Raw genomic sequence first — 11,708 nt, 5'->3', positions numbered from 1 at the left:
GTAAACTTGTCTGCTGTGACTGACGGCATTGAACAATGGGTCCTCGACCTGCCTCTCTGGCTGCAGACCCCGTTGACGCTGGTCGTTCTGGTGCTGCTGGCCTCGCTTGCGGCCGTCGTCATGATCAAGGTGGCGTTCGGCGCGCTACCCGCGACCGAGGACGAGGAACGGGCGTTCGCGCCCGTGGATGATCCGTCCCGTGGAGAAGGAGAGAACCGGTGAAACACCATTCCAGGGTCAGGCAGGCTCTCATTCTGCTGATCGTTCTGCTCGTCGTGGTGTGGTTGGTCACCTCCCTCTTCTGAGTGCCTCCTGGTCCAACTCTGTACTGCAGCGTGAAGTGTTCCCCGGATTTCCCTTGGAATTCCGTTTTTGCTTATGCCGATACAGGAATCGGCTAGGATCATGCACCGGAACACACCGGGTTCCCCGGTGTGAGCCGGGCTACCCCTTGACAAGACTGTGATTGGAGAGACATGCAGGAGTACTCCTCGGAGGCGCTGTACACCATCGGCGAGAGCGAGACCTGTCTGACCGTGCTCAGGGAGAACGCCCTGAAGCGCCCGCAGACGATCCTGTACAGCCGTCCCCGGAAGTTCGAGTGGGTCGACGTGCGGGCGGACGAGTTTCTCCGGGAGGTCTACGACGTCGCCAAGGGCCTGATCGCCAACGGTGTGGAGCCCGGCGACCGCGTCGCGCTGATGTCGGACACGCGTTACGAGTGGTCGCTGCTGGACTTCGCGATCATGGCGGCCGGGGCGGTCTCCGTGCCGATCTACCCGTCATCGTCGACCTCGCAGTGTGAGTGGATCGTCGAGGACTCGGGTGCGAAGTTGGGTATCGCCGAGAAGTCCGGGCATGCGACCCGCCTCCGTACTTTCGTCAAGGACGGCGAGCCTGTCGAAGGGACAGCCCACCTCAACCGCGTGCTCTCCTTCAACGAGGATGCTGTCGGTACCCTGGTCGCCGAGGGTAAGGACGTTTCAGACGATGTCGTCGAGGAGCGCATCGCGAACACGAAGTCCTCTGACCTGGCGTCCCTGGTGTACACCTCGGGCACGACCGGGCGGCCCAAGGGTTGCAGGCTGCTGCACTCGAACTGGTTGGGCGAGGCCCGGGCCATCCTGACCCACCCGATCGGTGGCATCGCCGTGGAGGGCAACCGGACGCTGACATTCCTGCCGTTGGCGCACGTCCTGTCCCGTGCGGTGTCACTGGCGGCGACACTGGGCGGGGCCACCCAGTCCCACTGGGCGGACATGTCCACCCTTGTCCCGGAGTTCCAGCGCTCGCAGCCGCAGCTGATTCTGGGGGTGCCGCGCGTCTTCGAGAAGGTTCACGCCGGTGTCAAGACCAAAGCCACCGAAGGCGGCGGCCTCGGGGCCAAGATCTTCCCTCTGGCAGAGAAGGCCGCAGTGGAGTACTCCAAGGCCCTCGACACGGCATCGGGCCCGACCGTGGGCCAGAAGATCAAGCGCACGGTCTTCGACAAGCTCGTCTACGGCAAGGTCAAGGCCGCGATGGGCGGGGAACTGCAGTACTGCATCTCCGGCGGCTCCGCATTGAACCCGGAGTTGATGCACTTCTTCCGGGGCATCGGCGTGCGCATCTACGAGGGCTACGGGATGACCGAGACGACCGCGGCGATCGCGGTGAACTTCGAGCCGGACAACATCATCGGCACGGTGGGCAAGCCGGTCGGCGGCAACACCATCCGGATCGCCGACGACGGTGAGATCCTCATGAAGGGCACCGTCGTCTTCGACGGGTACTGGGGGAACGAGACGGCGACCAAGGAGTCGTTCACCGAGGACGGCTTCGTGATCTCCGGTGATCTCGGTGAACTCCTGCCCACCGGGCACCTGAAGATCACCGGACGGAAGAAGGAGATCATCGTCACCGCCGGTGGTAAGAACGTGTCTCCCGGACCTCTGGAGGACATTCTGCGCTCAGCGCCCCTGATCTCCCAGGCCATGGTGGTCGGCGACAACGAGAAGTTCATCGGCACGCTGATCACCCTCGACGAGGAGGCCCTCGTCGGCTGGCGCAAACGTAACGGGATCAATGCCGACACCCCGGTCAAGGAGCTGGCCAAGAACCCCGTGCTGCGCACGGAGATCCAGGACGCGATCAACGAGGCCAATGACACCGTCTCGCACTCCGAGGGCATCAAGAAGTTCCGGATCTGTGCCCGGGACTTCACCGAGGATGACGGCGAAGTCACCCCGTCGATGAAGGTGAAGCGGCATGCCGTGTCGAAGAACTTCGCCGACGACATCGCCTGGATCTACACCTCGAAGTAGGCCTCGGCCAGGGAGCGACCGACACCCTCCCAATTAACCCCGTCACCCCGGCCCAGCCTCCCTGGGCCGGGGTTCTCCATGTCCTACACTGTCCTTCAGTCGCGACCCCCTGACGATCCGCCGACGACTTCTGACCTTGCTGAGAGGAGCCATCCGTGCACGACGCCGCCCGCCTGCGACTGCGCGAGCTCACCCAGGGTGTCTACGACATCGGCGACGAGGTTGCCGAACTCATCGAGAATCTCGCCGAGTCCCTGGCGGACTGGGACCAGGAACTGGTGGACGACTGCCTGCTGGAACTCGCTGAGTCCGTCGCCGAGGGGCGGGCAGAGGTGCGTGCCGCACTGGCCGAACTCAACGGCCTCCGCCAGGCATTCGTCTCGGGTATCCGGTCCGGGTCACTGTCGGCCACGACCGTCGTCGACAATCACCCGGGTCGCACGCTGTCTTTCCTGCGTGACCATGCTGTCATACCGGTGGAGGCCGCCCCGTCGCCGATGGTCAGTACCGCGACGCTGCGGGTGAACCTGCGACGTCGTAACGCCGAACTCACGGACATGCTCGAAGACCTGGCCGAGTGGACGGTCGAGCAGACCCGTCTTGCAGTGGAGGAGCAGAGCGTCCTGCTGCCGCAGGCCCTCGCGCGCGCGGAGAAACACGCCCGTGAGGTCGTCGCGCGGTGGAAGACCGCGGTCATCGGTGAGCACCCCGCACTGGTGGCGGAACTGCGCGGTGAGGCACCGCCACGCTTCCTCGCGGAACGCGCGAGGGTGGAACAGGTGCTCTCCAAGATCCGGTCACGCCGCGTCGCCGCAGGCTGAGCCCTCGTAGAAACTCCCCCGTGGACCGGTTCGGTGGTGGGGAACCGGACCGATAGCATGGACCCAATGACCCCTATTCCTGACGACCGGTACGGCCTCTACATCCATGTGCCGTTCTGCAGCACCAGGTGCGGTTACTGTGACTTCAACACCTACACGCCGGGTGAGTCGGGTTCGTCGTCGATGTCGACCTACCTGAGTTCACTGGAGGCTGAACTGGACCTTGCGGCTGCGGACTGGGACCGGACCGGACCGCCGTCCACCGTCTTTCTCGGGGGAGGAACCCCGTCACTGCTGGGTGCCGATGGCCTGGCCCGTGTTCTGGGTGCGGTGAAGCGGAGTCTCGGCCTGGCGCCGGGGGCGGAGGTGACCACCGAGTCGAACCCCGAGTCGACCTCACCGGAGTTCTTCGACACCCTTCTCGACGCCGGTTACACGCGGATATCCCTGGGTATGCAGTCGGCTGCCGGCCACGTGCTGAAGGTCCTCGACCGCACGCACACCCCGGGCCGTGCCACCGAGGCAGCCCGGGAGGCACTGGCGGCAGGATTCAACCATGTGAACCTGGACCTGATCTACGGCACCCCCACCGAGACCGACGATGATCTCCGGCTCACCCTGGACCAGGTGCTGTCCACGGGCGTGGATCACGTTTCCGCCTATTCGTTGATCGTCGAGGACGGGACCGCCATGGCCCGGAAGGTACGGAAAGGGCTGCTGCCTCAGCCCGACGAGGACGTCTACGCCGACCGCTACGAGATGATCGACGCGGCGCTCCGGGCCGCGGGAATGCAGTGGTACGAGGTGTCCAACTGGTCACGGCCCGGGGGAGAGTGCCGTCACAACATGGTCTACTGGCGTTCGGGCCAGTGGTGGGGCGCAGGCCCCGGCGCCCACGGGTGTGTGCGGCTGGTCGATGATCCGGTCAGCGGACGGGGCGTGACCCCGGTCGGCGACACGGGGGTCGGTGCCGGCAGCGGTGTGACACGTCTGGTGAACGCCAAGCTGCCGCGGCGTTACGCGGAAGCGGTCGGCGCGGGTGGGAGTCCGGTGACGACCGTCGAGCCCCTGGGGGCCGGTGACCTGCACACCGAGCGCGTCATGCTGGGACTGCGGCTTCGTGAGGGGCTGCCGGACGAGGTGCTCACCTCGGCGGGAAGCGCCGTGGACCACCATGTCGGGCTGGGACTCCTGGAGCGGGGCAACGGACGGACCCGGTTGACCGACCGGGGGCGTCTGCTGGCCGACGGGATCATCACCGACATCCTGCTGGCAGAGGAGACCTGACGCGTGGCGGAAGACATGGGACAATCGGGGTCAGGTGGCATACTGAGGTCCGAGGAAAGGGAGTGAACCTGATGGCGTCCAAGGCGATGACGGGTACGGAACAGCGACGTTCCGAGGTGTTGCGCGCCATCGTCGCCGATTTCATCTCCACCCATGAACCGGTCGGTTCGAAGGCTCTGGTGGAGCGCCACAGTCTGGGCGTCTCGTCGGCGACGATCCGCAACGACATGGCGGTGCTGGAGTCCGAGGGGTACATCATCCAGCAGCACACCAGTTCAGGACGGATCCCCACGGAGAAGGCCTACCGTACGTTCGTCGACGGGATCGCCCAGATCAAGCCACTGAGCCGTCCCGAGCGCCGTGCGATCCTCGGCTTCCTCGAGGACGGGGTCGACATGGAGGACGTCCTGCGACGCAGTGTGCAGCTGCTTGCCCAACTGACCCGCCAGGTCGCCGTGGTGCAGATCCCGGACCTGCGTCGTGGGCGGGTGAAACACTGCGAGATCGTGCAGCTCGCGGACGCCAGGCTGCTGCTGGTGCTGATCACGGACGCCGGCCAGGTGGAGCAGCGCAACGTGGACCTCAGCGAACCGTTGGCTGCAGAGGATCTTCCGAAGCTGCGCCAGTTGATCAATGAGACGTTGGTCGGGCACACGCTCGACGATGCATCCGCGGCCATCGCGGAGATGGCGGCGGGGGACGACGACAGAGTGTCGCCGCAACTCCGTGGCCCGGCCCTCACCTGTGCGACGGTCCTGGTGGAGACCATGCTGGAGCGTCCGACGGACCGGTTGATTCTGGCGGGAACCCCGAACCTGGTCCGGGCAGGCGAGCTGGAGAGTGTGCTGGAGGCGCTGGAGGAGCAGGTCGTGGTTCTCCGGTTGCTCTCCGCGGCCAGGGACCACGGGGTCAGCGTGACGATCGGTGAGGAGAACGGCACGGCCGAGCTGCAGTCCGCCGCCGTGGTCTCGACAGGTTACGGCACCCGCGAGGGCGTGATGGGTGGCATGGGGGTGCTCGGCCCGACGTATCTGGACTACCCGGGAACGATCAGTTCGGTGCAGGCGGTGGGCCACTACGTCTCCCGCATTCTCGCCGGCGAGTAGGACGTACTACACTTGTCGGGGTGATTTTAGGGGGCTCGCCTGAGCCCCAGGACAGACCCCAATTACGGTGAGAAGGAATCAGCCACCTTGGCACGTGACTACTACGGAATTCTCGGCGTCAGCAGTGATGCGTCTGACGCCGAGATCAAGAAGGCCTACCGACGCCTGGCCCGCAAGTACCACCCGGACGTCAACCCGTCCGACGAGGCCGCGGAGAAGTTCCGTGAGGCGTCCCTGGCACAGGAGGTGTTGACCGACCCGCAGAAGCGTCGGATCGTCGACGCCGGCGGGGACCCTGAGGAGCAGGGTCCCGGAGGCGGCGGGGGTCCCGGTGGATTCGGCGGCGGTGGATTCGGAGACATCTTCGACGCATTCTTCGGCGGCGGCGCCGGTGGTGCAGGCGGGGGGCCCCGTGTGTCCCGTGTACGCCCGGGCAACGACGCTCTCCTGCGACTTCAGATGACGCTCGACGAGTGCTTCGCCGGCGTCACCAAGGACGTCACCGTGGACACCGCCGTCCTGTGTGAGGTGTGCGACGGAAGCGGCTCCGAGTCCAAGTCGGATCCGGTCACCTGTCCGACGTGCCACGGCCAGGGCCAGGTCATGGAGATCCAGCAGTCGATCCTGGGACGCGTCCAGGTGGCCCGTGCCTGCCCCCGGTGCCAGGGTGTCGGTGAGATCATCGAGGACCCGTGCCAGGAATGCGCCGGCGACGGACGCGTGCGCGCCCGCCGCGACATCGAGGTGAAGATCCCCGCCGGTATCCGCGACGGCATGCGGATCCGCATGTCCGGTGAGGGTGAGGTCGGCCCCGGTGGCGGCCCCGCCGGTGACCTGTATGTGGAGGTGCAGGTCAAGGAGCACCCCTACTTCCTCCGTGATGCTGACGACCTGCACGTCACCGTGAACGTGCCCATGGTTGACGCCGCCCTGGGAACCTCCGTGGAGGTTCCGTTGCTCGATGATTCGGTGGCCACCGTCGCCGTCGAACCGGGCACCCAGCCCGAAGCGATCGTACGGGTGAAGGGAAAGGGGATGCCGCACCTGCGCCGCGAGGGGCACGGCAGTCTCATCGCGCACGTCGACGTCACCGTCCCGTCCGACCTCGACAAGAAGCAGCGGGATCTGCTTGAGCAGTTCCGCGGCACCTCCAAGCACGTCGCAGGTGTGCAGTCCAGTGAGGACGAGCACTCCGGCGGGCTGTTCTCCCGCTGCGCCAGAAGTTCGGAAGGTAAGCGGTGGCGGCCCGGTGAGTGATCCTGTCTTCGTCGTCCCCGACCTTGGGGACCAGTTGGCGCGGGTGGGGGAGACCGGTGTGTTCACCCTCCCCGATGCGGAGGCCCGGCACGCCTCGGTGAAACGGATCCGCCAGGACGAATCCGTCGTGCTGACCGATGGTTCGGGTCTCGGGGTGGCAGGTCACTGGGCCGGTGACGGCGCCGTGGCCGGTGGACACCGGATCATCGGGCATGAACCCCGCCCGCGTGTCACCGTGGTGCAGGCGATACCGAAGTCCGAGCGGGCGGAACTCGCCGTCGACCTCGCGGTGCAGGCCGGGGCGGACAGGATCATCCCGTGGCAGGCCGACAGATGCGTGTCCCGCTGGACCGGGGCTAAGGGCGGGAAGTCAGACAAGTCAGCCAAGGCCCACGCACGGTGGTCCGCGACGGCGCTCGCAGCGATGAAGCAGTCACGGCGGTTGTCCGGGGCCCATGTCGGAGAGCTGCTCACCGACATCGACGATCTCGGTGAGCATCTCGCGTCACGGCCGTGGTCCGCACCGGCGGATGACCGCACCCCGACGGTCCGGGTCCTCGTCCTCCACGAGGACGCGACCACTCCGCTTGCCCAGGTCGATCTTGACGTCGACGAGGTCGTCCTCGTCATCGGCCCGGAGGGCGGTGTCAGCGACCGCGAGATCGCCGCTGTCACTTCAGCACCCGACGGACGGGAAGCCGGTTCGTCGGTCGTACTCGGCCCGGAGGTGTTGCGTACCGCGACGGCCGCCGCTGTCGCCCTGGGTGCCATCGGGGTGCTCACCACACGATGGTCACGCTAAGCTTCATGTATCAGCACGTGGCCACGTGTTCCACATATTCACAGGAGAACCCGGAAGCATTTTGAAGCAACCACCAAGGCGTATCGCCTCCACCTCTGTCGAACTTGATCCGGAGACCGCACAGACGGTCTCGGGTCTCGCCGACGAGAACTTCCGCATCATCGAGGACCACATCGACGCTGACCTGCTCAGCAGGGGGAACCATGTCACCCTGCGTGGCGAGGCGTCCCAGGTTGCGCGTGCCCGTCGGGTGCTGCGTGAACTCGAAGCCATGGCGGTCCGTGGTTCCGAGGTGACCCCGGACCTCACCCGCCGCACCATCGACCTCGTCGACGAGACGGACCGTCGTGCCGATGCAGAGGCCCGGGACTCCCTGCCCGCGGACGGGGCCACGGGCGCTGCCGGCATGGCGTCGGTGACCGGTGAGGTCATCGTCGAGCACCGGGGCAAGACAATCCGTCCCAAGACGGTCGGGCAGCGTAGTTACGTCGACGCCATCGACGCCTCGACCGTGGTGGTGGGCACCGGACCGGCCGGCACCGGCAAGACCTACCTCGCCGTCGCCAAGGCGGTGCAGGCGCTGCAGAAGCGTGAGGTCAACAGGATCATCCTGACCCGTCCCGCGGTGGAGGCGGGGGAGAAACTCGGCTTCCTCCCCGGAACACTCGGCGAGAAGATCGACCCCTATCTGCGTCCCCTCTACGACGCACTCCGGGACATGCTGGAGCCCGAGACCATCCCGCGCCTCATCGAGTCCGGGGTCATCGAGGTCGCCCCGCTGGCCTACATGCGCGGACGTACCCTCAACGGGGCTTTCGTGATCCTCGACGAGGCACAGAACACCACCCCCGCCCAGATGAAGATGTTCCTGACCCGTCTGGGGTTCGGGACGAAGATCGTGGTGACCGGCGACCTCACCCAGGTCGACCTGCCGAACCACCAGGCCAGCGGTCTCAGCGTGGCGCACCGGATCCTCTCCGGTGTGGACGGGGTGACGGTGACCGAGTTCGACACCACCGACGTGGTCCGTCACCACCTCGTCGGGCGGATCATCCAGGCCTATGAACGTTATGAGTCCGAGCAGGCCGCGGACGCCGAGCTGGCGCGCCAGGACCGCGAAGAGAGGAGGAACCGGTGAGTATCGAGGTATTCAACGAGTCGGGTTTCGGAGAGGTCAACGAGGAGGAGTTGATTGACGTCGCGCGCTTCGCCCTGTGGAGCCTGGACGTGCACTCCTCGGCCGAGTTGTCCATCCATATCGTGGACCTGGAGACCATAGCCGACCTGCACGTGCGGTGGCTGGACCTTCCCGGGCCCACGGACGTGATGAGCTTCCCGATGGATGAACTGACGCCGGGTTGGGGTCGCAAGGACGGACCTCCGCCGGGGCCGGGCGTCCTCGGCGACATCATGCTGTGCCCGGAGTTCGCGCGGGGACAGGCGGAACGCGCCGGCCACGGGCTGGCCCACGAACTCGACCTGCTCACCGTCCACGGCGTGCTCCACCTGCTCGGGTTCGACCACGTCGTGCCGGAGGAGGAGCAGCGTATGTTCGCGCTGCAGAATGAGATCCTGGTCAACTGGTACGACTCCCAGGCGGAGCGGGGTATCTCGTACGGGCCGAAGCCCAGCGGTGCGGCGGCCTTCCCCAGCGCCTCCGACGCGGGTACCGACCGCTGGGTGAATCCGGTGCCACCGCCGTTCAGTGAGCCCCCCACCGATGCCTGATCTCTCCGTCATCCTCTCCGCGGTCGTGGCGTTGCTGGTCATTCTGCCACTGGCGGGGGTGCTGTCCTCGACAGAGACGGCGTTGAGTTCGTTGTCGCTGGCACGGGTGGAATCCCTGGTGAAGGATGACAAGCCCGGGGCTTCCCGGTTGCTGCAGGTGGTGCGCGACAGACCGGACTACATCAACCTCCTGGTCCTGCTCCGGACCGTCTGCGAGGCCTCGGCGGCTGTGCTGGTCACGGTCGTCGCACTGGACATGGTGGGGGAGCGTAGCTGGTCGATCGCCGTGTCGATCATCGTCGTCACCCTGCTGATCTACGTCATCGTGGGCGTGGTCTCCCGGACCATGGGACGCCGCAATCCGTACAGCGTCTCCTTACGCTCGGCGACGCTGCTCGTGGTGGTGCGTAAGATCCTCGGACCGCTGTCCAGGGTCCTTGTCTGGCTCGGCGGCGTGGTCACCCCGGGGCGTGGGTTGCGGGCAGGTCCGTTCGCCACGGAGATCGAGCTACGGGAGATGGTCGACATCGCCCAGGAACGGGGCGTCGTCGAGATCGACGAGCGTCGGATGATCCAGTCGGTCTTCGACCTGGCGGACACCACCGCCCGGGAGATCATGGTGCCGCGTCCGGAGATCCTGTGGATCGAGGACGACAAGACCGCCGCACAGGCGGTGCGTCTGTGCGTCCGGTCCGGGTTGTCCCGGGTGCCGGTGGTCGGCGAAAGCGTCGACGACATCGTCGGGGTGGTCTACCTCAAGGACCTCGTCTCCGCCACCTACGACGCGTCCACCGCCGACCGGGCGGTGCCCGTCCGCGACATGATGCGGGAACCCGTCTTCGTCCCGGACTCCCGCAACCTTGATGACCTCCTCGAGGACATGCAACGCGACCAGGTGCACATCGCCGTGCTCGTCGACGAGTACGGCGGAACAGCCGGGCTGGTGAGCATCGAGGACATCCTGGAGGAGATCGTCGGAGAGATCAGCGACGAATACGACGACGGCGACGACGTGCCGGTGGAGAAGATCACCGACGGGGTCTACCGCGTGGAGGCCTGGATGAGCCTCAATGACCTCGCGGAACTCTACGAGGACGTCGACCTGGAGTTCTCTGACGAGATCCAGGACGAGGTCGACACCGTCGCCGGACTGGCGGCGTTCGAGCTCGGTAAGGTCCCGTTGCCGGGCGCCGAGCTCGATGTCGCGGGTCTGCACCTGACCTGCGAAGGCGGACGCGACAGACGCGGTCGGATCAAGGTGCGCACCGTGGTGGTCTCCGGGCCGACGCGGTCCCCCCGCAAAGATGATGAAATGCACGACGAAATGCACGACGATTCCGACACGGGATCGGAACCCACCCCGGACACCGATGTGCCGGACAACACCAGAGACAGGACCGACCATGAGTGACGCCCCGGACTTCCCCGATTTTCCCGACGAGACGGATCTGCCGTCCGACGCTGTCGCCGCACCCGCGGTCGACTTCAGCGCACCCGAGGGCTTCCGCAGTGGGTTCATCAGCTTCGTCGGTCGCCCGAACACCGGCAAGTCCACCCTGACCAACGCCCTGGTCGGCGAGAAGATCGCGATCACCGCCGACCAGCCGGAGACCACCCGGCACCCGATCCGCGGAATCGTGCACCGTCCGGATTCCCAGATCATCGTCGTCGACACCCCCGGGCTGCACCGGCCGCGTACCCTGCTGGGGGAGCGTCTCAACGAGGTCGTCAAGGAGACCTACGCGGACGTGGACGTCATCGGTTTGTGCATCCCGGCGGACGAGAAGATCGGCCCCGGCGACCGGTGGATTCTGGATGCGGTCCATAAGGCTGCGCCGAAGACCCCGGTGGTCGGCATCGTCACCAAGCTCGACAAGGCGTCCAAGGACCAGGTCGGTGCACAGCTCATGGCCCTGCACGACCTGCTGGACGGGGGAGAGGTCGTCCCGGTCTCCGCCGCCGGTGAGGTGCAGCTGGACGTCCTGCTCGACATCGTCACCGGCCTGCTGCCGGAGGGGCCGAAGTTCTACCCGGACGACCACGTCACCGACGATGACCGGGACACCCGGATGTCGGAACTGATCAGGGAAGCGGCCCTGTCCGGTCTGCACGACGAGCTGCCGCACTCGGTCGCCGTCCAGATCGACGAGGTGCTGCCCTCGGAGGAGCGGGAGGGGGTCCTGGAGGTCCACGCGGTGATCTTCCTGGAACGTGAAGGCCAGAAACGGATCCTGCGGGGCAAGGACAACCGCCGCTGGGGCCGGATCATCCACAACTCCCGGCAGAGCCTCATGGACCTGCTGGGACAGAACGTGTACCTGGATCTGCGGATGAAGGTCGCGAAGAACTGGCAGTCCGACCCCAAGCAGCTGGGGCGCCTGGGGTTCTGAGGATGCGATGATCA

10 protein-coding genes and 1 pseudogene are annotated in these 11,708 nt (G+C 66.3%); all 11 read left to right on the top strand.

All coding sequences use genetic code 11. The features are described from left to right. The first annotated feature begins 15 nt into the window (after positions 1–15). Positions 16–222 (top strand): hypothetical protein, encoded by a 207-nt coding sequence (locus BJF89_RS13850; protein WP_075815665.1) that lies wholly within the window; start codon positions 16–18, stop codon positions 220–222. A gap of 254 nt (positions 223–476) precedes the next feature. Next, the gene (locus BJF89_RS13845; protein ID WP_075815664.1) at positions 477–2,303 is read left to right on the top strand and encodes a long-chain fatty acid--CoA ligase; all 1,827 of its coding nucleotides are present in this window, start codon (positions 477–479) and stop codon (positions 2,301–2,303) included. A 155-nt stretch (positions 2,304–2,458) separates the two neighbouring features. Then, positions 2,459–3,124 carry a hypothetical protein gene (locus tag BJF89_RS13840; RefSeq protein WP_075815663.1) on the top strand — a complete coding sequence of 222 codons (666 nt, stop codon included), beginning with the start codon at positions 2,459–2,461 and terminating at the stop codon, positions 3,122–3,124. A 66-nt stretch (positions 3,125–3,190) separates the two neighbouring features. Continuing rightward, positions 3,191–4,411 carry a radical SAM family heme chaperone HemW gene (gene hemW / locus BJF89_RS13835; RefSeq protein ID WP_075815662.1) on the top strand — a complete coding sequence of 407 codons (1,221 nt, stop codon included), beginning with the start codon at positions 3,191–3,193 and terminating at the stop codon, positions 4,409–4,411. Positions 4,412–4,482: 71 nt separating this feature from the next. Next, on the top strand, positions 4,483–5,517 hold the full coding sequence (gene hrcA, locus BJF89_RS13830) for a heat-inducible transcriptional repressor HrcA (protein ID WP_369803733.1): 1,035 nt from the start codon (positions 4,483–4,485) through the stop codon (positions 5,515–5,517). An 87-nt stretch (positions 5,518–5,604) separates the two neighbouring features. Further along, positions 5,605–6,752 (top strand): annotated as a pseudogene (dnaJ, locus tag BJF89_RS13825) (molecular chaperone DnaJ). A gap of 14 nt (positions 6,753–6,766) precedes the next feature. Then, positions 6,767–7,576, top strand: coding sequence for a 16S rRNA (uracil(1498)-N(3))-methyltransferase (locus BJF89_RS13820; RefSeq protein WP_075815660.1), 810 nt, complete (start codon positions 6,767–6,769; stop codon positions 7,574–7,576). Positions 7,577–7,637: 61 nt separating this feature from the next. After that, complete coding sequence (locus tag BJF89_RS13815) at positions 7,638–8,714, top strand: PhoH family protein (RefSeq protein WP_083650825.1); 1,077 nt, start codon at positions 7,638–7,640, stop codon at positions 8,712–8,714. After that, positions 8,711–9,304: an rRNA maturation RNase YbeY gene (gene ybeY / locus BJF89_RS13810; protein WP_075815658.1), complete on the top strand. Its 594-nt coding sequence runs from the start codon at positions 8,711–8,713 to the stop codon at positions 9,302–9,304. The genes BJF89_RS13815 and ybeY overlap by 4 nt, the downstream gene beginning before the upstream one ends. Next, positions 9,297–10,715, top strand: a complete 1,419-nt coding sequence (locus BJF89_RS13805) for a hemolysin family protein (protein ID WP_075815657.1) — start codon at positions 9,297–9,299, stop codon at positions 10,713–10,715. Before ybeY ends, BJF89_RS13805 begins: the two co-directional genes overlap by 8 nt. Further along, positions 10,708–11,694 (top strand): GTPase Era, encoded by a 987-nt coding sequence (era, locus tag BJF89_RS13800; RefSeq protein ID WP_075815656.1) that lies wholly within the window; start codon positions 10,708–10,710, stop codon positions 11,692–11,694. The genes BJF89_RS13805 and era overlap by 8 nt, the downstream gene beginning before the upstream one ends. Positions 11,695–11,708: the final 14 nt, after the last annotated feature.

The organism is Corynebacterium sp. CNJ-954, from assembly GCF_001942345.1.
In the GTDB taxonomy this organism is placed as follows: domain Bacteria; phylum Actinomycetota; class Actinomycetes; order Mycobacteriales; family Mycobacteriaceae; genus Corynebacterium.
The sequence above is the reverse complement of the archived record's forward strand: the minus strand, read 5'-3'. Positions and strand labels throughout refer to the sequence as shown.

Excerpts from the sequence above, each read along its gene's own strand:
- BJF89_RS13845 (WP_075815664.1), top strand. The coding sequence starts at position 477 with ATGCAGGAGTACTCCTCGGAGGCGCTGTACACCATCGGCGAGAGCGAG.
- hemW (WP_075815662.1), top strand. The coding sequence starts at position 3,191 with ATGACCCCTATTCCTGACGACCGGTACGGCCTCTACATCCATGTGCCG.
- hrcA (WP_369803733.1), top strand. The coding sequence starts at position 4,483 with ATGGCGTCCAAGGCGATGACGGGTACGGAACAGCGACGTTCCGAGGTG.
- BJF89_RS13805 (WP_075815657.1), top strand. The coding sequence starts at position 9,297 with ATGCCTGATCTCTCCGTCATCCTCTCCGCGGTCGTGGCGTTGCTGGTC.
- era (WP_075815656.1), top strand. The coding sequence starts at position 10,708 with ATGAGTGACGCCCCGGACTTCCCCGATTTTCCCGACGAGACGGATCTG.